The sequence below is a fragment of the Streptomyces cylindrosporus genome (assembly GCF_022698165.1).
Taxonomy (GTDB): Bacteria; Actinomycetota; Actinomycetes; order Streptomycetales; family Streptomycetaceae; genus Streptomyces; species Streptomyces cylindrosporus.
In genome coordinates this window covers 1-679 of record NZ_JALDAY010000040.1, presented here as the reverse complement: position 1 = coordinate 679, position 679 = coordinate 1, and the positions used below count along the sequence as shown (strand labels likewise).

General features: G+C 74.1%; 1 pseudogene. It reads left to right on the top strand.

Going from position 1 to position 679, the window contains the following annotated elements:
- Positions 1-679, top strand: a pseudogene (locus tag MQP27_RS50765) (acetyl-/propionyl-CoA carboxylase subunit alpha); the annotation flags it as partial.

The following is a 679-nucleotide window of genomic DNA, read 5'->3' as shown; positions in this document are numbered from 1 at the left end:
ACCACTGGGCTACGGCGATCCCGAGCTGCGCGGTCACTCCTTCGAGTTCCGCATCAACGGCGAGGACCCCGGCCGCGGCTTCCTGCCCGCCCCCGGCACGGTCACCCTCTTCGCCCCGCCCGCCGGGCCGGGTGTGCGGCTGGACGCGGGCGTGGAGTCCGGCTCCGTGATCGGCCCGGCCTGGGACTCCCTGCTCGCCAAGCTGATCGTCACCGGCCGCACCCGCACCGAGGCCCTGCAGCGCGCCTCGCGGGCGCTGGAGGAGTTCCAGGTCGAGGGGATGGCGACGGCGATCCCGTTCCACCGCAAGGTGGTCACCGACCCCGCCTTCGCCCCCGAACTCACCGGCAGCGAGGACCCGTTCACGGTCCACACGCGGTGGATCGAAACCGAGTTCGCGGGCGGCATCAAGCCCTTCACCGCCCCCGCCGACACCGAAGCGGACGAGGAGCCGGGCCGCGAGACGGTGGTGGTCGAGGTCGGCGGCAAGCGCCTGGAGGTCTCCCTGCCCTCCAGCCTGGGCATGTCGCTGGCCCGCACCGGCCTGGCCGCCGGCGCCCGCCCCAAGCGCCGCGCCGCCAAGAAGTCCGGCCCGGCCGCCTCCGGCGACACGCTGGCCTCCCCGATGCAGGGCACCATCGTCAAGGTCGCCGTCGAGGAGGGCCAGGAAGTCAAGGAG